Consider the following 22,463-nt stretch of genomic DNA (forward strand, 5'->3'; position numbering starts at 1 on the left):
TCACCTCTGTTCAACTTCCCTGATTGGTTATTGCGACTTTGTTTATTCGTTTTATCGATAGCCATGTTAATAACGCAAGCCACATTGCTCCGTACATCAATGCCTTTTTAGGATCATCAAGCCAGAACATATCAACAAGAACTTTCAAAAATTTGCTGTCTTTAAAATTGAGCATCAAAAAGAATGTGAGTTTCATGGCTATGAATATAATCCCTGCTGACATAATGCTGCCAATCATCAGTTTCCCAGGTAGAAAAGTCGTTATCAGCACAGCCAGCGCAACGTATACCATCGTTTTCAAGATATTGGAACTTACTTCTTCAAGCGCTTTTGTTATTTCTGGATTTTGACCCGCTGTTTCTATTCCTTTCAGTGTGAAATCTCCGGTTACCATTCCTGAACCTATCGAAATGAGCGCAAAGGCTATAAAAAATTGCAAAACAATGAAAAGATAGAAAGTCAGCAATCTTTTCCACATCCACTTTGTTCGACTTTTCCCACACAGCAAATGCGTAAGAATGTACCTTCCACATACTCCACATTGAAAGCAAGATCTGCCAACATCAGTGATAATATTGGTATCAATAATTCCTGTGTATTGGATATAAAATGCAGACCTATGGCCATACCTCCAAACATTTTTCCGTTTGATTTAAAAATTAACGCGCTTAAAATACCAATAATCAGGTATATCGCCTGTATAACTATCCAGTGTCTATGCTTGAATAAAATTCTCATATTGTCACCTCTTTTTCTATTACTCTATCTATGAGGCCTTGATACATATCTGGATTTGTACCGGCAATTATGCAGGTTTTACCGTTTTCTTTATAATCACGAAGTAAATTTACTAAAGTTTCATGGCGCTTTTTATCAAGTGCGAGTTCTGGCTCATCCCATATCAGAAGTTCAGGATCATTTATCAGCGAGAGTGTTAATTTAGCTATCTTCCTCATGCCATGGGAGGATTTCTTGTATTTTCTGTTGAAATCTATGTTCCACATTCTTACATATTTTTTCAGTGCTTCTTCTGCCATTTCGGGTGTTACACCTTTTTGTCTGGCGAAGAGTAATATATTTTCTCTCAAGCTAAGTTCTCTGTATAATCCCATACCATCAATCACTATTCCCAACCTTTTTAAAATTTCAGGGTTACGATGTGGTTCTTTTCCAAAAACGCTAACATTCCCAGTTGTTGGAGGTATTAATCCACAAAGGATTTTTAAGAGCGTACTCTTCCCGGAACCGTTTAGACCTTTTATATAAACAAATTCACCCTTTTTCACGCTCAACGAGAAGTTGTCGAATATTTTCGGCCCATTGGCAAAAGAAAACGATACATTCTCCATAGACGCAACCGTCATCTTCTCACCTCCGAAGTCGTTTCAAGACTAGTATATATTTTTCTATATGATTTTCAAATTTCTTGCCTTCTGAAATGCAGGTGGAATGAGGGGCTCAGAAGGGCTTTTTTCTTGTGTTTTCGATGTTTTGAAAAAATCCACCTCTAACGCATCAGGAGATATAAAAAATTTGTCTAAATATTTCAAACTGTTGATCAGGTAATAATCCGGAAATAATCTGTGAGCGTTGACTGTTGAGTTCTTCAACTTTTTCCTCGAGCTGTTTTACCCTGGATTTCTTTACGTTTTCCAAGCCGTCTTTTCTTCCATCGAGGTTTTCTTTGCCATTATCTGTACCCCCTTGCCTTTACTTTATCTCTCTACTTATATGTCAAATTCTTCAGGGGAGCAGTATATTGTGGTATACATAGGTGCCTTTATTATCTATTTCGAAGACCAAGACATCATTCATGTTTTTCTACCTCCTTACAATTACCTTAAAAGATTAATCTTTGTCAAATGCACGATTTTATTACAAGCGTCATCGAAGTAGTCAGAATGATCGATTATTACGCATATCTTGTCGTTCAACTCTTCTTTTATAAATTTTTTGATCAGTTCTCTTGTATCTGTATCTAAATGAGCCGTTGCTTCGTCGAATATGAAAACATCAGAATCGGATTTCACAATAGCGCGAGCTATCGCCAGTTTCTGTATCTGACCACCAGAGAGTTTCACTCCATTTTCTCCCACCAAGGTTTGATCCTTTAAAGGTAAGCTCTCTACGAAATCTTTCAAACCTGATTTGATCAAGGCCATTTCGTACTTTTCATCGTCGACATTGTCTACTATCTTTATGTTGTTCTCGATGGTATCGTTGAACAAGAAAATCCTCTGTGACACTATCGACACTCGGCTCCTCAGGGATTTCTTCGATATCTTCATTAACTTCACGCCGTTTATCAGAATTTCTCCTTCGTAATTTTCGTAAAATCCCAGAAGTAATCTTATTACCGTTGACTTTCCACTTCCGTTCGGCCCTTTCAAGAGCACTTTATCTCCAGTTTCTGCCTTCAAATTGAAACTTCTCAAAACGTATTCCTTCCCATCGGGGTATCGGAAATTCACGTTTCTCATCTCTATTTCGTTTATCTTATCTATCTTGATCTTGTCAGTCCCTTCATCTTCTTCGGGATATCTCAAGAAGAAATCTCTGATCCTTTCTAAAGCCACAAAGGCAGGTTTGAAGGTGTACATGCTTAAACTCCAGTTGACCACAGGAGCGTAGAGTTTTCCAAAGTATCCAGCAAAAGCCATGTAAGTCCCGACAGATATACTCTCTTGAAGAATGGATCTCCCTCCCAAATAAAGCAGGAGAACACCTGCAAGAGAAGAAAGAAGTATGATCGCTTCAGAGCCGAAAGATAGCAAAATACCGTATTTTATGGCTGATTTCACGTACTCTTTGTTCACTTCGTTTATCTTCTGTGCTTCTTTCTCTTCTAAGGACATTCTTTTTATCTCCTCTGCACCGCTTATGGACTGTTGTATTTTTCCATGGAAGATGGCCCCTTTCTCCATGGTTTCATCGGTGACTCTAGCGAAGGCCGATTCGAAAGTTCTGGTCACTACATAGAAAACGGGTATTACAAGGATCAATAACAGAGTCAGTTGTACGTTCATAGACAACATGATCACTAAAGCTCCTATGAATTCGAAAACGCTGAGAATCAGCTTGAAACTCTGCAAAGAAAACAATGGACTCAAGGAATCGATTTCTTTGAACCTCGAAACGATGTATCCACTTTCGCTATTGGAGAAGAACTCGAGTGGTAGTTTCAAAATGCGGTTCGTTAAGTCTTTTTGCATGTCAAAGAGTGTGCTCTGGCTTACAAATGTAAAAAGCGCCGAACTTAAGTAGTTGAAAAGACTCTTCAACACGTACGCCCCAACGAGCAGCAAGACGTATTTGATTAATAGATTCAGGTTTCTGCTCATTATTCCTTCATCGAAAGCAAGTTTGGTGAGGTAAGGTGGTAAAAGTGAGACCAAAGATAACGCAACCAAAAAAGCAAAAGCCAGTATGAACAGTTTCATCTTGGACTTTACGTATTTAAAGACAAAACGCAGTAGTACTAATTCTTTTGCCTTCATGGTTTTTTCATGCTCCTTTCAAAAGAGGTAGGAGAGAAATTGTAATGCTCCCCAAAAAACTGGACAAAAAATCAAGCAAACTTATATAAACCCATGAATCTTCGAATATCTCTTTTGGCCTTAAAATAAGTGACCGACGCTTTTTTCTAAACAACCGCTTTCGATTTTTCTAACCTCCGAAGTCGTTCAAAACTAGTATATATTTTTCTATATGATTTTCAAATTTCTTGCCTTCTGAAACGCAGGTGAGCTAGGGGTTTCAGAAGAACTTTTTTCTTGCGTTTTCGATGTTTTGAAAAAATCCACCTCTAACGCATCAGGAGATATAAAAAATTTGTCCAAATATTTCCAACTGTCGATCAGGTAATAATCCAGAAACTATCTGTGTGTCTTGATTGCTGTTGAGATTTTCAAAATCGAAACTCAAAGAATTTTCATATACGTTTTCCGCGGTGCATTTGCTTGAACCATCTTTTGGTCCAACCACGTCATCTGGATCAGCCAGCAAAGGTGCAGAGCTTTAACTCTGAATCATTCTGTAAATTTCATTCACGCTTTCGTTGACTGTAGATGGTGGGGTTCCATCTGTGTATTTCTTTCTATCACCTGGACTAGCAAAAATAATTGCAGAAAAAAGGAATAGGACAATAGACAATATGGCAATTTTCTTGAACACAATATCATCTCCCTGAGCTCCTTTGTAACCTAATTTTATCAACCACCATATGATTTTCAAGTTTGCTGGGTTCTGTAAGCATTTCTGGTAAAGGTTTACAGTCAAGTATTTTTGTGTAATTTTCACTTACAGGAAAATTCAACCCATAACGGTCCATATGGTAAAGTTAAAATATATAAAATGTGTAATGGGAGTGATTTTTGATTAGCAAGAAATTCCCTGAATTTGTTGCGACTTTCTTGGAGTACGGTGGTTACGGAAAACCTTTTTTAAATTATTACTTCAATCATTCGAAGGACTCGGATTGGCTGGATTATTTTTTGATACTCAAATTGGTTTGGAAGCGAGAATATCCGAAAGCTCTGAGAGAGATTGACAGGGTATTAAAAAGAGTCAGGAAGAACAAAACGCTGACGTATTTTCTCCTTGCAGAGAAACTTGCATTGTTATCCAGGTTGGATACTGAACAAGCAATTTCACTGTATAAGCAGTTGAAATATGGGTTCTCAAAGATACCAAAAACAGCAAGGAATGTTGTTGCAACTGTGATGATAGGTGTTCATGCAGAACTGCAAAGTAATGAAGATATGCATGAATTCAGAACATGGAGCAAGCAATACCTCGAGCACAATCCCACAAGAGTATTTCTCGAACTTGGAATGGCAAGAAGAAAAGCAATTTCCGGAAATCTAGATATGGCGAAGGAATTATTTTTGGATGCTTTTGAAATCGCCAGAAGCATACCACATCCGGGGGGGATGAGTGATTCTTTAAACGATGCTGCGTGGTATTTAAGAGAGTATGATTCGGAATTTTCACTAAAACTGGCACAGAAATGCCTGTACATAGACGGTCAGTACTATGAAAAATTCAACGGAGTAATAAATGAGTTTGACACATACCACGAGGTTTTGAAGCTTACAAAGGTTGAATGTCTTTGTGAAAACGCAATGATTTTATATTCAATATTCGAACTGATTCAGGAAACAGCGAAGGGTTATCTATACAAACGATATGAGGGGATGTTAAAGGAGTGCTTGAAATTCATAACTGACCTTGAAGTTTCCTCTTACCGATCGGAATTGGCATTAATTGAATATCTAAGAAGCAGGATATCTAATATAACAGCTGCTTCTAATAAAACAGGAATCGCCAGGCACAGACTCAGAGGGTTACTTAACGGCAAAACCCAAACCGTCAGGGGCGAGACTTTAAGGAAGATAATCACAGGATTGAAAATCGAGGTTGATCCACTCAACGATCCTTATCCGATCGTGAACGAATGGATAAAACTTCAGATAGATAAAGGCTTTGAAAATGCGATAACAGAACTGGAAAAACTCAAACCATCCGAACGTGAAATATTAATCCTCTCAACATACACCGCTCTTTTGAACAGAAGGAAAGATTATCCTTATCTAAGCAGGAAGGGAACGCTTTCCCGTGCACTGGAACTTTGTAAAGAAGACCTTCGAAGGTTTAGAGAATTTACGGAAAATCGTTATGAAATGAAGAAATTCGTGGCTCAACTCTTCGAGCTTCATCCGTTTCTTGAAGGCAGGAGAGACCTTATTTGGAAATTCCTGAAGACCTTACCTGCGAGAAAAAGAAAAGAATTCATCCATAAGTATCTTCAACTCGGAGATAAAGACAGAAGGGTAATAGATACCTTCATGAGAAACTACGTTCGCTACGACAGGAACTGGGGGCTGAGACCCAAACCTCCCGCAGAACTTTATCCCTTCACCCAGAAATACAGGCTAAAGAAAACCCAGACTGCCCTCGCTTACTGGGCGCTGGATAAAAAGAAGGAAAGGAAAAAGCTGATTAATAGACTTTTGAGATTTATTTGAAATCCTCAAACTGTTTCTGATGATTCAACAATTGAATTTTCGGTTTTTGGTTTGCTTTCAAGAAAGTCGAAAGTTTTTGTGAAGAGATAGACCAGTGTGATAAGAGTCGTTAAAATAAGTGAACCAAAAATAACTAAATGTACAGGATATTTATCTACAATTAATCCGTAAACAGCCATACCGATTGGCATGCTTATCTGTGCGATAAGGGAGATTGCCGATAGTACACGGGTCCTAAGTTCTGTTGGGGTTGCCAATTGGAAATATACTCCAACAGGTGTATTGATGAAAGCATTGAAGAAGCCCATGGCAACGAAAAATCCTGCTATAAATATAAGGTATATCCAACTTGGTCCTCCAAAGAAGCTTATCATCCGTGGAAAAGTAAGAGTGTCGAAAGTGTAGAAAAGAACTAATTGGAAAAACAAACCGGTTAAGAACAATCTTTTTATACTTTTGTTCTTAGCAATGATTACAAGAAGTATGTTTCCCGCAGTAATACCGATAAGCCATGAAGCATTCAAAATTCCATATTGATAGCTATTGAATCCAACGATTTCCCTAGCAAAATATGGAATCACAAGCATTATCACTGGTCCCATAAGAAAGTTGGTAAGCATTATGAAAATCATTATTCGAAGTACTCCTGCTAGTTTTTTGAAAGCATTGACACCATCTTTCAAGTCTTCCCAAATTTGTCTGACGGTTATTTTCTTTTTTACTGTTGTCTGTTCATAACTTATGAATATCTCGCTAATGCCGGATATAACGAAGGTCGTGGCATTTAATACAAAAACGAGCCATATTCCAAGGGGATATAGAATGCCTCCAAGAATTGGACCAACAATGTAACTAAAGCTATCGGTTGCATTAACTATTGAGTTTGCAGATGTAAGGTTATTTTCTGGGACTATATCTGGCAGTATAGCTCTTGTAACAGGATCGAAGAAGATATCCATAGTGGAAATAATCAGTTGAAAGCCATAAATAAGAATAATTCCCATGGATTCCTTAAAGGCAAGAAAAGCCATAAGAAAGATGATAATACCACGGAACAAATCGAGGTATACCATTAGCCATTTTCTGTTTAGTCTATCCCCGAACACCCCGGCTAAAGGAGCAAAGACAATTCGTGGTAGCATATTTATAAGCAAGAAAGTACCCATAGCAGCGCCAGAACCTGTGATATCCAATATGTAAAGCGACAGAGCAAGAGATTGTATACCACTCCCAAGAAGTGATACTAACCTTCCAAAATAATAAAGCCTAAAGTTCGTTTGCAAGCTAGACATTTTTTGTCACCCCCGGAATTTTTGTTTATTTCTTTTGGTTAAAATCTAGAAATTCATTTAACCAATTTTCAAAAGAGTTTTTCTTGGTCTCTGGAAAATGTTTTTCGGGTTTAGTCAGTTAAAATATTACTTGTGCATATATGATTTTCAAGTCTTTAGTATTTCGTAAGTCTTATTTGAAGCGGAGTACAAATAGACATTATAATAAACAATTATCCTTTTTGATTTTTTGATACTTAACACTAGAATAGAAAATGGAAGTGATGATATTTATAGGGAGGGAATCGTATAAACCGTAAAGTTCCTGAATTACTCAACCATGCCTTTGGTGTTTTTTACTCGAGACCAATGATAAATATGCTAATAGATAACAAACCTTCCAGTGAATGGAAGCATTATTCCAGAGCCATTAAGTACTACTGTGAAGGAGACTTCAGCAAAGCAAAGTCTCAGATTGAAAGAGGCTTGAAGAGTAATATGAAAAACCGTAGTCTCTTTTATCTACTACTTTCTCTCAAACTACTCGTATCAACCGGACAGAACGATAAGCTTTACAACAGGCTTAGAAGAGAATTCGGCAGAATACCGGTAAGAGTGAGACCAGAAGTCGTCTGGGCCTTAATCAACTATCACAGTATCTATCATACCGAAAGAGAACTCAAAGCCTTCAGAGTGTGGAGCGAAAGATACGAGCAGGAGAACACTGCAACGATAATGCTCTTCCTTGGAAAAGCAAGAAAAGAGGCTCTTGACAACAATAAAGAAAATGCGTTAAAACTCTTCGAAAAGACTTATGAACTGGCGAAAAAACTCGAAGATCCGCAGGGACTTATAAACGTCCTCAACGATTTTTCCTGGTACTTGAAGTTAGATACGAAAGAACGTGCCTTGAAATTAGCAGAAAAGGCCTCCTACTATTCTGGCTACTACGATGAAGACCTAGCTGCCGCTCCTTATGTGCTCGATACCCTCGCAACTATCCAATTTGAAAATCACGTTATTTCATTATATAAAACCGCTGAAATACAGCGGTTTGTCGGCTTCAGAAATAGTAGTACCTCAACCATATTGAAAAAGAAAAGCCCAGTTTTCAATCCTAGAAGATCAAAATACGCAAACAATGAACTCATAAGGGATTACTTGAAGAATCGCATGAACAACCTTTTAGCTGTTAGTAGGAACACTGGAATTGCCTGGGATAACCTCAGCAAACTCATTAACGGCAAAACCCAAACCGTCAGGGGTGAAACTTTAAGGAAGATAATCACAGGATTGAAAATCGAGGTTGATCCACTCAACGATCCTTATCCGATCGTGAACGAATGGATAAAACTTCAGATAGATAAAGGCTTTGAAAATGCGATAACAGAACTGGAAAAACTCAAACCATCCGAACGTGAAATATTAATCCTCTCAACATACACCGCTCTTTTGAACAGAAGGAAAGATTATCCTTACCTGAGCAGAAAAGGAACGCTTTCCCGCGCACTGGAACTTTGTAAAGAAGACCTTCGAAGGTTTAGAGAATTTACGGAAAATCGTTATGAAACAAAGAAATTCGTTGCTCAACTCTTTGAGCTTCATCCGTTTCTTGAAGGCAGGAGAGACCTTGTTTGGAAATTCCTGAAGGCCTTACCTGCGAGAAAAAGAAAAGAGTTCATCCATAAGTATCTTGAACTCGGAGATAAAGACAGAGGGGTAATAGATACCTTCATGAGAAACTACGTTCGCTACGACAGGAACTGGGGCCTGAGACTCAAACCTCCTGCAGAACTTTATCCCTTCACCCAGAAATACAGGCTAAAGAAAACCCAGACCGCCCTCGCTTACTGGGCGCTGGATAAAAAGAAGGAAAGGGAAAAGCTGAGAACGCTGCTTTGCAGCGGATGCGAATCCCTTCGGGATTGACCCGAACTCCTGCGGAGTTGATTACAAATACAAGAGCGGGTATAGGGTCTGGGGTCTAGGGTTTAGAAAAATTCGTACAACGTATAACGTACAACCAACAACGATAATTGAGATTCGAGATGGCCGCTATGCGGCTGGTGAGCACGCTGCGCGTGGGTAAGCCCTGCTACGCTGGGGGTAAGCCTGACTACGTCAGGGGTGCCAACTGCTGCTCAGTTGAAAAAACTGTCATTCTGAAGGTGTTCTATCCAGAATCTGGCTTTCTTAAGTACGAGATCCTGAATCAAGTTCAGGATGACAGCTTTGTTTTTCAAGGCACGTTTACCAGTTTACAACTTTGCAAGCATCTAATCTTTTTCAACTCCGAAGGGATTCGTATCCGTCGCGCAGCGGCCATCTCGGATCTCGGCTCTCGGATTCTCGGTTATTGAGCCTCAAATAACAATTACCTCTCTATTTCCTAATTCCCGGAAGTTTTTGATATCAATATCGATATATTTTTGGATGGGCTCGCTTGAAAGAATTTTTACCCCGTTGTGTTCAGTGTAGTAGAGATTATGGTAGCTGTCTTCAGGATCTGAGCAATATTTCATTGCCCAGATGTTTTCAAAATCGCTCAAAAAGCAGGTTAATGAAGTGAATTTTCTCTCTTTTTCTATTTCCTTCGCGCTTTCAAGGAGGGCTTCTTTAGGAGACATTTTTTGAAGTTTTTCAAGGATCTTCGAAAAATAGTATTGGCTATCTATTTGCCCGTTTTCGCTTGATATCCCATGAATTGTCCCATTATGAGCAAAGACATAAGTTTTTTCCTCTATACTTGCAATAAAGGGATGCACGTGATTAAGATTAACTTTATATCCCGGAGAAGCTTTTCTGGCATGGAATAAAGAAAGCCACGCTTTCGGAGGATGGTATTCTGTGCTCCAGATAGAAGCCGTATCTCTGAGGATTCCTGCTCTATCCTGACTTACATAAAAAACCCCAAAACCGTCACCATGTGGGTTCTTTATTCCATCGACCGCCATAGATTTTAGAAATTCAAAATAAATCTTTGTTTCAACATCTTTTTTAGCTTTTATAGCTACCATTCTGCACATGTTATCACCTTCGGAAACGAGATTTGATGACTGAGATTCGATAACCGGGATCCGGGAGGGCAAGACAACCAATAGCAAATTATATTAACCACGAAGGGCAGAACATGTTCTGCCCCTACGATAAAAAGCAACGATCTATTACAGCCTTACAAGTCTGACTCGTCATCCTGAACTTGTCTCGTCATTCTTAACTCGATTCAGAATTTCAACCTTAAAACAAACCCAGATTCTGGATTAAACATCTCCAGAATGACAGGTATCCGTTGGCTTCTGAAAAATGACAGCGTCTGCAAGCCTCCTGGACGTAGTCCAGCACTTCGCAGCGTAGCTGCTTCCCGCCGAAGGCGCGTGTCAACTGCACAGCAGTTCGCAACAACTCCGCAGGAGTTCGTGACAATCCCGGAGGGATTCGTGTCCGCTGTTCCGCAGCGCACAACCTCGCAAGCGTCCTGTTTTCTCGGATCTCGGACTCCCGGTTCTCGATCCTTATTCTTTCCCAATTATTTCTTTCACGAAGTATTCGTGAATTCTCAAATCATCCGTTAGCTCGGGATGAAAGGATGATGCGAGAATTTTGCCCTGCTTAACTAACACCGGTTTTTCTTTATACGTGGAGAGTACTTCAACACTGTCCCCGCATTTTTCTATTATAGGAGCTCTAATAAAAATCGCCCTAAAAGGGGTATCCCCTATAGCCGGTATTTCGAGATCGGTTTCAAAACTCGCTACCTGTCTTCCATAACCGTTTCTTTCAACCGCTATGTCCAGAACACCGAGAGTTTCCTGTTCGGGATAATTTATTATTTCACGCGCTAAAAGTATCATGCCTGCACAGGTAGCGTAAACAGGTAGCCCTGAAGCAATCGCTTCTCTCAGAGCGTCCCAGAGTTCATATTTTTTCATCAACCGTATCATGGTTGTCGATTCGCCGCCAGGCATGATCAACCCGGAAACTTCCGCAAGCTCCGAAGTGCTTTTTACCCATAGGGGTTCATTTCCCGTTTTTTCTATCATTCTAAGGTGCTCCTGGATGTCTCCCTGGATACCGAGAACCCCTATTTTCAAACTTACCAGCCCCTCTCCTGTAGTTTAACATCAAGCTCTTCAATATCTTTACCTTCCATCGGCTGCCCAATGTCTTCACTAATCTTTGCAAGCATTTTGGGATCGTCCCAGTGAAGAACTGAATCAACTATGGCTCTCGCCATTTTTTTCGGATCTTTGGATTTAAAGATTCCAGAGCCAACGAAAACACCATCTGCGCCAAGCATCATCATGAGCGCAGCATCAGCAGGAGTTGCAACTCCACCGGCGGCAAAGTTAACAACGGGAAGTCTGCCCAGCTCACGAACCTGCTTCAATATCTCCACAGGTGCACCGATTTCTTTTCCATAATGGACAAGTTCTTCATCACTCATGAGTTGTACTCTTCTTATTTCTTCATTCACCGTACGCATGTGTTTTACAGCTTCAATAATGTTTCCTGTACCAGCTTCACCTTTGGTTCTTATCATCGCAGCACCTTCAGCAATTCGCCTGACTGCTTCTCCAAGATTTCGTGCTCCACAAACGAACGGAACTTTGAACTGATGTTTATCAATGTGATATTTATCATCGGCTGGAGTGAGAACTTCAGATTCATCAATGAAATCAACGCCAATAGCTTCAAGGATTCTGGCTTCAGCGGTATGGCCTATTCTCACTTTTGCCATTACAGGTATTGAAACTGCCTCCATTATCGATTTGATAAGTCTGATGTCGGCCATTCTCGCTACGCCGCCTTCTTTTCTTATGTCTGCAGGGACTCTCTCAAGGGCCATTACGGCAACAGCACCGGCTTCCTGGGCTATCTTAGCCTGTTCAGGTGTTGTGACATCCATGATAACCCCGTTTTTGAACATTTCAGCAAAACCTTTTTTTACTACCCATGTTCCCCTTTCTTCCATACTACTCACCTCTCTTCTCTATTTGTTATTGTTCCAATAATCCACTTCCACTTTAGAAAGCCTCGACGTATCTCCCTTTTTCCTGCCGTATTTTGCACACGGCCGTCCGTTTACTTCAACAACATCAGCTGTGAAATCTACCTTTTCTTTCAGTAACTTTGAACCAACACCGTAAACATCTGCTGGCACTTCCAATTTCTCAAACAGTTCTATTTTTTTTGCGTCGAAACCACCGCTAACTACTATCTTTAGATCTTTCATACCGTACTTGTCAAATTCCTGTCGAGCTTTCCAGACCAGTTCCGGACATACTCCCAAAGACGAAGTATCTTTTGGTACAACAGAACGATCTCTGAGCGTTCCAGAGGTATCGAACCTGACACCCCAGATCTTTCCTTTACCCGGACCTATAACAATTGAAGGATCGCTTTCCCCAAGAACAAATTTCTTTCCTGTTGCCCTTTCGTAAAATCTCGCAATAACGCGGTATGTGGTATTAATTACATCGTTATCCCAATCAACGAGAACTATCCTGTTGACTTTTTCACTGATATACTCATCGAAGGCAACGGCAGCGTCCTCAGTATTTCCCTCATAGGCGGCTATAAGAGCATGAGGGATGGTACCCATGCTTTCAACGCCCCAGTAATCAGCATTGGCATCCGTGGATACGCCAAAAGCACCGGCTTTTAGGGCAGCATAACCATCGATCGCCTGTGTCCAGAAGTGATCAAACCGCGCACTGAAGAATAATATGGGTTTTCCCTTCGCCGCATTCACCACTTTTTTAACAGCCGTAGCTGTTGATGAAGCGCGCGCCATTACTCCTAAAAGTATGGTTTCAAGATAGCCAAAATACCTGGGATCTCCCTTTATGGTCATCACCGGTTCCATATCCTTACATTCATCGCCATCGTACAGGGCGTGCACTTCAATTTCAGGCCATTTATCCACCCATAATTTGTTCAATTCAAGTTTCAGTTGCCACTTCTTCGCCGATAGCTCATGCAAGGCTTTCAGGTTCATATCCCAGGCGGCATACTGAATTTTTCTTTCCACTTCGAGGATCTTCTCAAAAAGCTCGTTTGCCTTTGTTTCGTCTTTGTAATATCCTGTCCCAAACCTTAAAATTGCAAGCGCCTCATCGATTCCAACAACTATCGTGTCATTCCTTGGGAAATACTGGTACAGGACTTCTGACGACTTATTTGCTTTTTTCAAAACCTCGACATACCGGGTAAAATATTTATCTGAATAGTAACCAGCTCTTATTTTGTCAATTGGTACCTTGAATACCCGCGGATCTAATCTTTTTTTCATTCAATCACCTCTACATTGAGCACCTCTTTCATCTGCCTCAAAGCAAATCTGTGAAGATCGTTGTCATAGGAGATCACGCCTTTTTCATACAAAACCACTTTAAGTTTCCTGTTCCTCAGCTCTTCGACAGTGAAGAGCACACATATATTGGTCACCACGCCTGCTACATGAAATTCATCCAGATCAAGTTCCCTGATTAACGCATCGAATTTGGTCTGATAAAAAGCACTGTATTTCCTTTTCTTTATCGTATAATGCTTTTCATAACCTATAAGCTCACGTTTTACGACGTCAGCAAGTTCTACTCCTTTTGTCCCTTTAACACAATGAGGGGGCCAGTACTCAAATTCCGGGTCATCCTTCTCATGAAAATCCATGGTGGTGATTATCGGTAAACCCTGCCTCTTGAACCGATCTATCAGTTCAAGCACCACCGGAAAAATCTTTCTGGAACCATCAACAAAGAGTGCTCCTCCCGGTTCGACAAAATCTTTCTGAAGGTCGATAAGGAGTAAACTTTTGATAATACCACCCCTGAAACAATTCTATCGCAGAATCCCTAACACTTCAATACAAATTAAAAAGCGGGGCATTCGCCCCGCATGCACTGTGCTTTCAGTTTATAACCACTCAAAAGATATTTTGGACATATCGGATTTGATGAACAGCTGGCAGGTTACTTTTGCGTGCTCTATGTTTCGGGAAACATATCCTTCTTCTCTTGGAATGAGCTCTTCAAAACTACTCCAGTTGAGCTCGCCTTCATGCACAATGGTCACGCCGACATCCCTTGGAACTCTAAGATTCAAAGAGGTTACCTCACATTCCACCTCTATTCTGGAATCACGCATCTTAGACGGAATCAATGATAACCTCGAAAGATTCGCTCTTATAGTGGCACTGTCGAGATTGATGTTTGAAAAATCCAGCACTGAATCCGTTCCATCAAGGGTAGCATTCAAGAATATAACCGGTTTGCTGTTAAGTTCAACATCTACCCGGGATTTGGATAGAACACTGGAAACGCCCGCTTTGGCTTTACACTTTACCTTTAAATTCGCTTTAGAATTGTCCATGTTGTACTGGACATTACCATTAAAATCTTTTTTATCGAAATTCATATTTACTTCAAAACCCTTGTCCTCCTTACCATCTACAAGAAGTACCTTACTAAGGTTAGCATCCAGTTCAACTTCATAAGTATTGGCTTCAATGGGTCTGGACAAAGAGATATGTTGCCTGGAAGAAACTTTGCGAACCTTGGAGAATCGAGGGTTTCTAAAAAGGGACATTATCCCCCAACTGAGCATATAGGAACCTATGAGTGCCAGCAAAAGCTCTCCAAAATTCCAATCCAGTCCCCATATATTGAATGCATCGATTATCAAAACGGTAGCAAAAATCAAGCTTCCCAGGTATTCACCTTTCGGGTATCTGAAAATCTTCAAACCGTTGTTTATGAATAAAGCAGCAAACAAGAGTTCAAACAGCACCCAAAAAGAAAAATCGATTACGTTTATACCCGAAAGTAATATTAATGTACCTATGAATATAGCAACAATTGCTCCAAATTTCACTTTTCTTTTCCTCCTTTCGTTATGAGCGTCAAAATATTTCGACTTTCCACAACATGCGCTCATTCTTCTTTTCCTCCCTTTCCTAACAACTCGTTTATTTCTTCATCATTATATCCCAGCAAAGAAAGGATCTGTCGCGCATGCTCTTCCGTAATTTTCCCGTCATTAAACAACTTCAGTGTTTTCTCTGTTTCCTTGTCTTCTTCAAAATACATTGGTTTAGAGATTTCCTCTTTCAAATCATCGAAAGTATTCTCTTGCCTTGGTTCAACTCTTTTTGGCATTTCAAACCCCTCCTGAGCTTTTATCCACACATCGCCAGAAACAGAATTCATGGTGATTCTTTCTCTCGGTTTATCTGGATCCGCCTCGATAATGTAGAACTTCTTTTCTTTAACGAATGGAAGTTTCGAAAAGACATCGCCGCTAACAGTGGAGAGAAGGACTTCTACGTTCGGTTTCTGAGAATAAATAACTTCAAGATCACCGCTTACTGTGGAAACGGTCAAATCCCTACTCATTGGTGCTAAATGAACTATCCTGATATCCCCCGAAACCGTTCCAAAACGCGCATCCCTGAAGTTAAAATCCTTAAGGACACAATCACCACTGACATCGTCCAACCTGAAAGTTTCAGCTGATCCAGAGAAAATGCTTGTATCACCGGAAACGGCATTTATTCTTAAATCACTTAGATATACCCCTGAGATTGTTATATCTCCGGAAGCAGTCCCTATCTTTAATCTTTCAATCTTTTCCGGCAAATAAACCTTTGCTTTCTCTATTCTTTCATTGTCAAAGATATTGTGAAATAATCCTGTAAATCCCTTTATCTCTTTTTTCTCGAATCTTATGCGTAATTCTGATCCCCTAATTTCTACAACTGGTTCATAGTCTTCCTCATCTGTTTCAACCTCAGCTATAAGTATGTTTTCCTTGGTGGAGATTATTTCCAGGTCAGCTGAAGCGGTATATAAAGACACGCTATCTATTTTCTCAAGTTCATAGGTGAAGCTTTTCATAAGGCCCCCTCCTTATTTTTCAAATCTCACTCTTCAAATCTGATTTCTATCCTGTATTCATCGGTGTCTACATTGATCGTTTCACCTGTACTCATAGCCTCTTTTATGAGTTCATCCATATCTATGTCCAGATCTACATCCAGATCATTAGAGCCAATCTTGAATGATTTACCTTTCATAAACTTCGAAGCAAAAGAGGCGAGTTTTGCTGGAAGTGTTATATTAACTTCTGTCTTATTTTTTAATTTATTGAAAACCTCTATTTTCAACCTTCTCGCCATCTTTTGCTTGGTTTCAACAACCTTAATAAGCTCCTCCATTAAGTCAAATCCCTGATCAGGGGTTATTTTTTTCTCGTATATTAAATTCAGTATCCTCATTATCTCTTCTCTATTCATCTTTTACACCTACCTCCTGCGCTTAATTTTTCGTAAAAGTTCGAGAGCCTCATCAGGTTTCATTTCCCCGGACTCAAGTTTTTCAAGTATCTTGATTGTTTCTTCCTGTTCTTTATCCACGGTATCGTATCCCATGCTCCTAACAATATCTTCCAGTCTGTTTTTTGCCGTTGGATACGAAATATTGAGTTCCTTTTGGACCTCCGAAAGGTTTCCCCGATTCTTGATAAAAATCTTGAGAAATGCGAGCTGCTCCGGTGAGAGCTTCATAATCTCATCGAGTTCGAAGCGCCCCCTTATCGTGGTACCACAGCTATCGCAGTGATACTCTGTTATCGCCAGTTTGTCCCCGCATACAGGGCAATTCGAAATGGGTCTTCTTTTCACATCATCACCTCCAAAAATTTTATTTTTACTTTCATAATCCTTAGCCTTTGCTTTTTATTATACAACTTAAATATGATAAAAGTCAATTATATGAGTAAAATTCTTATTCGAGAGAACGAGGATCAAGATCCGTGAAAAGACGTTGTAGGTTGTACGTGACAATCGAGAACCGAGAAAGCGAGAGGGCGAGAATATAGAATCGTTTTTGGTTGTACGCGTATAAAACGAGAGATCGAGAACCCGAGAGTCCGAGAACCGAGAGCTGCTTCGCAGCGGGTACGAATTCCTTTGGGATTGATACGACCGGCTTCGCCGGTGATACGAACTCCTACGGAGTTGACCCAAACTGCTGTGCAGTTGACACGCGCCTTCGGCGGGAAGCAGCTACGCTGCGAAGTGCTGGACTACGTCCAGGAGGCTTGCAGACGCTGTCATTTTTCAGAAGCCAACGGATACCTGTCATTCTGGAGATGTTTAATCCGGAATCTTAGTTCGCCACTGTCATTCTGGAAATCTTTAATCCAGAATCTTAGCCCGTACCGTTATTCTGGAAATGTTTAATCCAGAATCTGGGTTTCTTAAGTACGAGATCCTGAATCAAGTTCAGGATGACAACCTCTGGAAAGACGTGAAGATCATACGCTGAAGTGCGGAGCAACGCTCTGGACGCTCACAAGTTTGACGCTTACAGAGGGTGACGATTGCGAGGCTGATAAGAACCGAAGATTTGGGATTCTATATTTCCTGCGAAATAGGGCTGCAGTACCGGCCAGCGTGGATACCTGGTTTTTACTTCAACGTTGTGAGCCTCAGTCTTCGAACATCGCCCTATCAGCTGACAATGTTGCAGGCCTCCTGAACGTAGTCCAGCACTTCAGCCAGCTTTGCTGGCTCCAAGCGTCATCATCTTCCATCGTAACTAAATGTTTACCAAAAGAACACCCTAATCTGTATGATGAAAATTACCAATCTATGGTAGACTTATGATGAAAATATTCTTCATACATATTACCCACATTTTAATCCGGCCTTTGGCCGCAAAAGGGGAGGGTTTAAGTATGAGAAAAGTGCTTGTTCTTTTGCTCGTGTTAGTTTTGTTTGCTTCACTTGCAACTGCCAAGATTATCTTCTGGACTACTGAAGTCGAATCAAACAGGATGCAGAGAATAAGAGCACTCGCGACATTGTTTAGAGCGAAAACTGGAATAGTTGTAGAGGTTGTGCCGGTTGAAGAAAATGACCTGCTGAGGCAAATTCCAATTGCCAAAGCTTCAGGAACACTTCCGGATGTTGTCGAAGGTGGAATTGAACCAATGCTTCTTCTCGGAAGTGAGGGGCTCTTAAATGAAGATCTCGCCGCTGAAATCATTAATGAATTTGGTGATATCTACACAGGCGCCTCCAGGCTCCTTTCCAATGGTAAAGGAGGCTACTTTGCGATTCCTTTCCACGCCTGGGTCCAGGGTATCTGGTACAGGAAAGACATGTTCGCAGAGAAAAAACTGACACCTCCTATTTCCTGGTACGATATTCTAACAGCAGCAAGGGAAATCCATGATCCTGAAAATGGTGTTTACGGTATAATATTGCCGAAAAAAGCGGATGCTTACGCAGAACAGGTATTCACCGAAATAGCCCTTGCGAACGGTGCAAGACCAATCGACCTTGAAGGAAATATAAAATTCAACACCCCAGAAATGATTGAAGCTTTCAGGTTCTACAAGGAACTTGGAAAATATTCAAAACCCGGATTCACAACCGTCTTGGATGCTTTAAAAGGTTATCTCGCTGGTGAAACGGGAATGATTTTCTATTCAACCTACATAATGGATGATATCGCTGTTGAAGAGGTCCAGAGAGGTAGAATCGATAAGTTTGACCCGAAGCTTGTTGTCAATACCGGTTTTGCCAATTACATGATAAATATCAAGCCAAGCTCTTATGGGCAGGTAGTCGCACTTGGAATACTGAAAACATCGAAAAACAGCGAAGAAGCCAAAGAATTTGTCAAATTCTTAATGGACGGATCTAACTACATCTACTGGCTCCACATGGCTCCCGGCGGAATGAACCCAACGAGAAAGTCGGTAGCCGCGGATCCTGCTTTCCTTAATAATCCGGTTCTTGAAAGGTACGGTAGCGAAAAGATTCAGGAGATCATCGCTGCTCTCGAGAACGTGGAAAGGTTTGACTTCTATGAAGGCCATGTACTGATGGATATGAGTAAGATTTCTGGTAACTTCATCATTGGTAAGGCGATCAACCTCATGTTTGCAAATGATTGGACTCCGGAAGAAGCGGCTAATTGGGCACAAGCTGAAGCCGAAAAGATTCTCGGGAAATAATTGAACGGCCCCATTTTTCCCGGTGGCCTCTGCAAGAGGTCACCGGGTTTTTATGGAGGTGTAAGACTTTGACTAACTCGCGAATGGCAACAGTGGGGACACTAAAAAAGAAGGAAAGTTCTCTCGGTTGGAAGCTGATCATGCCAACGATAATTCTTATAGCAGCTTTTATACTATATCCTGTCGCCTATAACATATACCTTAGCTTTTTTGATGTTTCCCTTTCCCCAGAGAAACCGAACGAATTTGTTGGACTTAAAAATTATATCAATATCCTTTCAGATCCCGATTTCTGGAAATCTTTTTCGATAACTGTGTTGTTCACAATTCTAACCGTCGGTGGAAGTATAATCCTTGGAATTGTCGTGGCACTTATGATGAATAGGGACTTTTTTGGGCGTTCGCTGGTACGGGCATTGTTGTTGCTTCCATACATAACCCCTTTGATTGCTATCGTGTTCGCGTGGCGATACATCTTTCTCCCAATCGACGGTCCGCTGATAAGGTTACTGGCCGGGATAGGGTTGATCGATCCGGGAGTTGATTTCATAAACAATCCGAACAATGCTTTCTGGGTAGTATCCATATTCAATATCTGGAGAAACTTTCCTTTTGTCTATCTTATGATCCTTTCACGACTGCAGTCTATCTCTTACACACTATACGAGGCCGCTGAAATAGATGGCGCAAATTCCATTCAGAAATTCAAATACATCACATTACCGGAACTCTACTTTGTAATTGGTTCTGTCGCTCTTTTGAGAGGTATCTGGAACTTTTACAAATTCGATGAAGTTTATTTGATGTCAAAATTCGCTGGCACGCTCCCGATATACATCTATGAGAAAGCATTTGTTGGTGTTCCGGAACAGGGTGTTGCTGCTGCGATTGCAACGATCTTGTTCGTTGTAATGTTCATCCTGATCGGAATATACGTAAAGAGGGTGTTGAAATGGTAAAGGCGAAAAATATACCCAAAAAAATTGGTTTCTATATACTGGTTATCCTGGTGGTTCTTTTTGTTGCCTATCCGTTCGCCTGGATGATTTCCGTATCTTTAAGGTACGACACCGATGCCTTTGAACCTGGTATAATCCCAAAGAGGCCTACTCTCAGACAATACGGTGAACTTCTTGGTTTTGTCAAATCCATAAGAGAAGAGCTCTCCCGTGAGGAAGAACAACTGACAGAACTCATAAAAGATCTCCCCCCGGAATTGCAAAAACAGGTTGCTGCTGAGATTAAAGCCCAGAGGAAACAGGAATCCTTTCCATTTCTCAGATTTTTCCGGAACAGTTTAACAGTTGCTGGGATCTCCGCTTTCATAAGTCTTGTCGTTTCCGTTTTTGGCGCGTATTCTTTCAGTCGTCTCGAGTACGTCGGAAGAGGTGTCTTACAACGTGGCGTTCTTGTAGTTTATCTGTTCGGTGGAACTATACTCGCGGTACCGTTGTACCAGATATTTGTGAAACTAGGATTTGTTGGCTCTGGTTTAAAATCTTTCCTTGCGCTTTTCATAATATACATCGTACAAACGTTACCCGTGTCGCTCTACATGCTGGGAAATTACTTTAGAACAATACCTTACTCCATAGAGGAAGCAGCGATAATAGATGGCTGTACCAGAATCCAGGCGATATTCAAAATAGTTGTTCCGTTATCATTACCTGCTATTGTAACTGTCTATATTTATGCCTTCATGATAGCGTGGAACGAATTCCTTTTTGCTTCTATTTTTGTAAGGCCGTACCCAACATACTATACTCTTCCTATCGGTTTGAATGAACTCTTCTACTCTGAACATGCTATCTGGGGAAAGATGATGACGGCTTCTGTACTAACGGCTCTTCCTGTTGTCGTTATGTTCACAATAATGGAAAAATACCTAACAAGCGGTTTAACCGTTGGTGGAGTTAAAGAATAATGGAGGTGGTCGTAATGTTTGCGGTGCCTGACGAAATTATTGAAACACTGGAGTACTTTGGAAAGATTAAAGTGGTTGTTGGAATCCCGAGTTATAATAACGCATCAACAATTTCATTCGTAACCAAAATGGCTGCGGAAGGAATAGAAAAATATTTTGGAGGCTGTGGGATAATAGTCAACGCTGATGGAAATTCGAATGATAGAACCCGTCAAGTCTTTTTGAGTACAGATACTGGTAAGATCAAAAAGCTTTCTTATGTGTATAAAGGTATTCCAGGAAAAGGAAGTGCAATGAGATCGGTTATGGAGATTTCTTGCAAAATGCAAGCACCGGTAACCATATTTTTAGATTCCGATTTGCGCAGCATTAAACCATGGTGGTTAGAACGTCTTGGAATTCCAATTCTTGATGGCAAAACTTCTTATATAACCCCCTATTATGTGCGTCATAAATATGACGGTACTATCACGAACAACATCTGTTATCCCGTTACTTCCGCGCTGTATGGCCTTAAAATAAGGCAACCTATCGGCGGAGATTTTGGGGTTGGTCTGGAAATGATAGAGAAATACATGACCAAACCCGAAGACGTTTGGGAAACCGACGTTGCCAGATTTGGAATCGATATATGGATGACAACCATAGCGATAAACGAATCTGAAAAAAGACCTATGCAGGCAGCTTTGGGTGCAAAAATCCATGATGTGAAAGATCCTGGAAAACATCTGGGACCTATGTTCAGCCAGGTTGTAGGAACACTGTTCACCCTCATGCAAACCTACGAAGAACGATGGAAGAGCATTACAAAGCTTGAAACAGCTGAGATTTACGGGGATGTTCCCGATGTAACTCCCGAACCCCTGGAAGTGGATATTGAAAATTTGAAGAAAAAAGCAATTGAAGGTACAAAGAAGGTTGAAGGCTTTGTGTCAGAATTTCTTCCCGAATATCTGCAGAAGCGCTTTTACTCGGTAAGTACTGAGGGAACTTTAGATAAAGAAAACTGGGTAGACTTTGTCTATGAATTTGCTAAACTTTATAAAAATACTCAGTTGAGGAAACAAATCATAGATGCTATGATACCTTTGTATTTCGCGAGAGTTGCAGACTTTGTGTATAAGACGATCGATCTAGATTCCCGGAAAGCTGAAACATTAGTAGAAGACCTTGTTCAGGTTTTCCTGAAGAAAAAATCCGAACTGGTTGATAGGTGGTGAT

The 22,463-nt window shown here is 40.6% G+C and carries 21 protein-coding genes; 6 read left to right on the forward strand and 15 right to left on the reverse strand.

The features are described 5' to 3' along the window. Positions 1-10 precede the first annotated feature (10 nt). The 5 genes from KOLE_RS11080 to KOLE_RS04035 all read right to left on the reverse strand — a co-directional run bounded on the left by KOLE_RS11080 (position 11) and on the right by KOLE_RS04035 (position 4,173). On the reverse strand, positions 11-466 hold the full coding sequence (locus tag KOLE_RS11080) for a hypothetical protein (RefSeq protein ID WP_015868170.1): 456 nt from the start codon (positions 464-466) through the stop codon (positions 11-13). After that, entirely contained in the window at positions 460-738 is a 279-nt protein-coding gene (locus KOLE_RS04010) for a hypothetical protein (protein WP_015868155.1), read from the reverse strand. The genes KOLE_RS11080 and KOLE_RS04010 overlap by 7 nt, the downstream gene beginning before the upstream one ends. After that, on the reverse strand, positions 735-1,364 hold the full coding sequence (locus KOLE_RS04015; RefSeq protein ID WP_015868156.1) for an ATP-binding cassette domain-containing protein: 630 nt from the start codon (positions 1,362-1,364) through the stop codon (positions 735-737). The genes KOLE_RS04010 and KOLE_RS04015 overlap by 4 nt, the downstream gene beginning before the upstream one ends. Before the next feature lie 471 nt (positions 1,365-1,835). After that, entirely contained in the window at positions 1,836-3,497 is a 1,662-nt protein-coding gene (locus tag KOLE_RS04025; protein ID WP_015868171.1) for an ABC transporter ATP-binding protein, read from the reverse strand. A 520-nt stretch (positions 3,498-4,017) separates the two neighbouring features. After that, entirely contained in the window at positions 4,018-4,173 is a 156-nt protein-coding gene (locus KOLE_RS04035) for a hypothetical protein (RefSeq protein WP_158303005.1), read from the reverse strand. 200 nt (positions 4,174-4,373) lie between these two features. Between KOLE_RS04035 and KOLE_RS04040 the strand changes: the two genes are divergently transcribed. Continuing rightward, positions 4,374-6,026: a hypothetical protein gene (locus KOLE_RS04040; RefSeq protein ID WP_015868172.1), complete on the forward strand. Its 1,653-nt coding sequence runs from the start codon at positions 4,374-4,376 to the stop codon at positions 6,024-6,026. Positions 6,027-6,031: 5 nt separating this feature from the next. Here KOLE_RS04040 and KOLE_RS04045 read toward each other — a convergent pair whose 3' ends face one another. Continuing rightward, positions 6,032-7,318 carry an MFS transporter gene (locus KOLE_RS04045; RefSeq protein ID WP_015868173.1) on the reverse strand — a complete coding sequence of 429 codons (1,287 nt, stop codon included), beginning with the start codon at positions 7,316-7,318 and terminating at the stop codon, positions 6,032-6,034. A 348-nt stretch (positions 7,319-7,666) separates the two neighbouring features. Here KOLE_RS04045 and KOLE_RS04050 point away from each other — a divergent pair, with 348 nt between their 5' ends. Next, a complete protein-coding gene (locus KOLE_RS04050) occupies positions 7,667-9,226 on the forward strand; it encodes a helix-turn-helix domain-containing protein (RefSeq protein WP_235599697.1) in 1,560 nt (519 codons plus the stop codon). A gap of 434 nt (positions 9,227-9,660) precedes the next feature. On the opposite strand, the gene KOLE_RS04060 is transcribed toward KOLE_RS04050, so the two are convergent. The 9 genes from KOLE_RS04060 to KOLE_RS04100 all read right to left on the reverse strand — a co-directional run bounded on the left by KOLE_RS04060 (position 9,661) and on the right by KOLE_RS04100 (position 16,973). Then, the gene (locus KOLE_RS04060) at positions 9,661-10,323 is read right to left on the reverse strand and encodes a class II glutamine amidotransferase (RefSeq protein ID WP_015868175.1); all 663 of its coding nucleotides are present in this window, start codon (positions 10,321-10,323) and stop codon (positions 9,661-9,663) included. Between the two features lie 486 nt (positions 10,324-10,809). Further along, positions 10,810-11,388 carry a pyridoxal 5'-phosphate synthase glutaminase subunit PdxT gene (gene pdxT, locus KOLE_RS04065; protein WP_015868176.1) on the reverse strand — a complete coding sequence of 193 codons (579 nt, stop codon included), beginning with the start codon at positions 11,386-11,388 and terminating at the stop codon, positions 10,810-10,812. A gap of 2 nt (positions 11,389-11,390) precedes the next feature. After that, positions 11,391-12,269 carry a pyridoxal 5'-phosphate synthase lyase subunit PdxS gene (pdxS, locus tag KOLE_RS04070; RefSeq protein WP_015868177.1) on the reverse strand — a complete coding sequence of 293 codons (879 nt, stop codon included), beginning with the start codon at positions 12,267-12,269 and terminating at the stop codon, positions 11,391-11,393. An 18-nt stretch (positions 12,270-12,287) separates the two neighbouring features. Continuing rightward, complete coding sequence (locus KOLE_RS04075; protein ID WP_015868178.1) at positions 12,288-13,589, reverse strand: nicotinate phosphoribosyltransferase; 1,302 nt, start codon at positions 13,587-13,589, stop codon at positions 12,288-12,290. Next, positions 13,586-14,116, reverse strand: coding sequence for an isochorismatase family protein (locus KOLE_RS04080; protein WP_201029997.1), 531 nt, complete (start codon positions 14,114-14,116; stop codon positions 13,586-13,588). Before KOLE_RS04080 ends, KOLE_RS04075 begins: the two co-directional genes overlap by 4 nt. A gap of 93 nt (positions 14,117-14,209) precedes the next feature. Then, entirely contained in the window at positions 14,210-15,229 is a 1,020-nt protein-coding gene (locus KOLE_RS04085) for a hypothetical protein (protein ID WP_015868180.1), read from the reverse strand. Continuing rightward, on the reverse strand, positions 15,226-16,188 hold the full coding sequence (locus KOLE_RS04090; protein ID WP_015868181.1) for a DUF4097 family beta strand repeat-containing protein: 963 nt from the start codon (positions 16,186-16,188) through the stop codon (positions 15,226-15,228). The genes KOLE_RS04085 and KOLE_RS04090 overlap by 4 nt, the downstream gene beginning before the upstream one ends. A gap of 26 nt (positions 16,189-16,214) precedes the next feature. Continuing rightward, complete coding sequence (locus KOLE_RS04095; RefSeq protein WP_015868182.1) at positions 16,215-16,586, reverse strand: hypothetical protein; 372 nt, start codon at positions 16,584-16,586, stop codon at positions 16,215-16,217. 9 nt (positions 16,587-16,595) lie between these two features. After that, positions 16,596-16,973, reverse strand: coding sequence for a DUF2089 domain-containing protein (locus KOLE_RS04100; RefSeq protein WP_015868183.1), 378 nt, complete (start codon positions 16,971-16,973; stop codon positions 16,596-16,598). 1,058 nt (positions 16,974-18,031) lie between these two features. Between KOLE_RS04100 and KOLE_RS04105 the strand changes: the two genes are divergently transcribed. The 4 genes from KOLE_RS04105 (at position 18,032) to KOLE_RS04120 (ending at position 22,462) form a co-directional block, all read left to right on the forward strand. Beyond that, the gene (locus tag KOLE_RS04105; RefSeq protein WP_015868184.1) at positions 18,032-19,318 is read left to right on the forward strand and encodes an ABC transporter substrate-binding protein; all 1,287 of its coding nucleotides are present in this window, start codon (positions 18,032-18,034) and stop codon (positions 19,316-19,318) included. A 68-nt stretch (positions 19,319-19,386) separates the two neighbouring features. Next, the gene (locus tag KOLE_RS04110) at positions 19,387-20,277 is read left to right on the forward strand and encodes a carbohydrate ABC transporter permease (protein ID WP_015868185.1); all 891 of its coding nucleotides are present in this window, start codon (positions 19,387-19,389) and stop codon (positions 20,275-20,277) included. Next, positions 20,271-21,242: a carbohydrate ABC transporter permease gene (locus tag KOLE_RS04115; protein ID WP_015868186.1), complete on the forward strand. Its 972-nt coding sequence runs from the start codon at positions 20,271-20,273 to the stop codon at positions 21,240-21,242. The genes KOLE_RS04110 and KOLE_RS04115 overlap by 7 nt, the downstream gene beginning before the upstream one ends. A 14-nt stretch (positions 21,243-21,256) precedes the next feature. After that, positions 21,257-22,462 carry a glycosyltransferase family 2 protein gene (locus tag KOLE_RS04120; RefSeq protein ID WP_015868187.1) on the forward strand — a complete coding sequence of 402 codons (1,206 nt, stop codon included), beginning with the start codon at positions 21,257-21,259 and terminating at the stop codon, positions 22,460-22,462. Position 22,463: the final 1 nt, after the last annotated feature.

The organism is Kosmotoga olearia TBF 19.5.1 (genome assembly GCF_000023325.1).
GTDB classification, from domain to species: Bacteria; Thermotogota; Thermotogae; order Petrotogales; family Kosmotogaceae; genus Kosmotoga; species Kosmotoga olearia.

Bases quoted from the DNA above. Each gene is read 5' to 3' on its own strand.
- KOLE_RS04045 (WP_015868173.1), bottom strand. From the start codon at position 7,318: ATGTCTAGCTTGCAAACGAACTTTAGGCTTTATTATTTTGGAAGGTTA.
- KOLE_RS04025 (WP_015868171.1), bottom strand. From the start codon at position 3,497: ATGAAGGCAAAAGAATTAGTACTACTGCGTTTTGTCTTTAAATACGTA.
- KOLE_RS04105 (WP_015868184.1), top strand. From the start codon at position 18,032: ATGAGAAAAGTGCTTGTTCTTTTGCTCGTGTTAGTTTTGTTTGCTTCA.
- KOLE_RS04050 (WP_235599697.1), top strand. From the start codon at position 7,667: ATGATAAATATGCTAATAGATAACAAACCTTCCAGTGAATGGAAGCAT.
- KOLE_RS04115 (WP_015868186.1), top strand. From the start codon at position 20,271: ATGGTAAAGGCGAAAAATATACCCAAAAAAATTGGTTTCTATATACTG.
- KOLE_RS04090 (WP_015868181.1), bottom strand. From the start codon at position 16,188: ATGAAAAGCTTCACCTATGAACTTGAGAAAATAGATAGCGTGTCTTTA.
- KOLE_RS04010 (WP_015868155.1), bottom strand. From the start codon at position 738: ATGAGAATTTTATTCAAGCATAGACACTGGATAGTTATACAGGCGATA.
- KOLE_RS04060 (WP_015868175.1), bottom strand. From the start codon at position 10,323: ATGTGCAGAATGGTAGCTATAAAAGCTAAAAAAGATGTTGAAACAAAG.
- KOLE_RS04085 (WP_015868180.1), bottom strand. From the start codon at position 15,229: ATGAGCGCATGTTGTGGAAAGTCGAAATATTTTGACGCTCATAACGAA.
- pdxS (WP_015868177.1), bottom strand. From the start codon at position 12,269: ATGGAAGAAAGGGGAACATGGGTAGTAAAAAAAGGTTTTGCTGAAATG.
- KOLE_RS04095 (WP_015868182.1), bottom strand. From the start codon at position 16,586: ATGAATAGAGAAGAGATAATGAGGATACTGAATTTAATATACGAGAAA.
- KOLE_RS04120 (WP_015868187.1), top strand. From the start codon at position 21,257: ATGTTTGCGGTGCCTGACGAAATTATTGAAACACTGGAGTACTTTGGA.
- KOLE_RS04015 (WP_015868156.1), bottom strand. From the start codon at position 1,364: ATGACGGTTGCGTCTATGGAGAATGTATCGTTTTCTTTTGCCAATGGG.
- KOLE_RS04075 (WP_015868178.1), bottom strand. From the start codon at position 13,589: ATGAAAAAAAGATTAGATCCGCGGGTATTCAAGGTACCAATTGACAAA.